The organism is Streptomyces sp. NPDC051172, assembly GCF_040682555.1.
Classification (GTDB): Bacteria; Actinomycetota; Actinomycetes; order Streptomycetales; family Streptomycetaceae; genus Streptomyces.
This window is the reverse complement of the sequence record NZ_JBFBBE010000446.1, coordinates 1-1,104: the sequence shown is the minus strand read 5'-3', so window position 1 is coordinate 1,104 and position 1,104 is coordinate 1. Positions and strand designations below refer to the sequence as shown.

The 1,104-nt window shown below is 63.6% G+C and carries 1 protein-coding gene; it reads right to left on the bottom strand.

What is annotated here, in order from left to right; translation table 11 throughout:
* On the bottom strand, positions 1-770 hold a 770-nt coding region (locus AB0N07_RS51835; protein ID WP_365848064.1), incomplete at its 3' end, for an HNH endonuclease.
* Between the last annotated feature and the right edge of the window lie 334 nt (positions 771-1,104).

The following is a 1,104-nucleotide window of genomic DNA, read 5'->3' as shown; positions in this document are numbered from 1 at the left end:
AGATCTTGTCGGATCTCCACAGTGAAGTCAGGCGTGATGCCCAAGAAGTGATTATCGAAAGCACCGTGGTGGATCCTGCACATGGCAAGGCCATTGACCACGGTCGGCAGACCATGCACCTCACGATCCGGAACAATGTGAGCAGCATCCAGCAATTCCGGATGTGCAAAATTGCAGACCGCGCAGTGGTTGTCGTAGGCGGCCAGCACGGTGGAACGGAAATGCGGCTGGTGAACGCGGATCTTGACCTCCCGCCTCAGATACCGCTTGAGAGACGCTTCCAGAACAGACTCATGCATGAGTTCCGGTGAATAGTCCTCCGGCTCCATCGGTGCAAAGACGATTTGGTGTCGTTCATCCTCGCGTCCGACGACATAGACCGGGGCCACCACTTGAAACCGTGCTGGACTCATGCCTACGCCGACGAACCAGATCAGCGGGAGGACGCGCTCGTGTGCCCGGAAGAGCCCCTGGTTCGCTGGGAGACGGGGATTCGTGCCCTGCCACTTGTAGCGCATGAGGCCGTCGTCGCCGATTTCATCCTCGTAGGGACGGGCATGACCCGTTGGGCGATACACCGTGTAGAAGGAAAGCGCGGCCTCAAACCCCGCCGGCTTGCGGATTCCGTTCTGCGTAGAAATCAGCGGGAACGGCTCCCCGTTCCACCGGAAGTCACCGATGTCCTCCCGGGTGAGCGGTACCTGGCCATCGAGCGAACGCATCTTCAGCCACTCAATGGCAGCTTCACGCAGCCCTATCGGTTCACTCATGGGGGTCCTTGCTCGCGAGCGCCTCAGACGCGGACGCCATCTATGTCGCACCGTACCAAGCACGGCCCCGCATCGGGCTTGGCCGCACCGGACCACGCCGACCTCTCACCCCACCTCCGCCAGCGGGATCCCGCGCTCCTCTCCCCGCGCCGGCCAGTCCCGCGCCGAGCGCGACCGCAGCGCGGCATTCAGAGTCGTGGCGACATGCCCCTCGGCCGCCGGGTACACGGCGCAGTAACGGGGCGTGCCGCGCCGGGCTCGCGGGCCGGCCTGTGATGTGCATCTTTCTGGGTGTTGGGTCGCGGCGCCTGTTCTCAGCGGCACTCCGCCCACA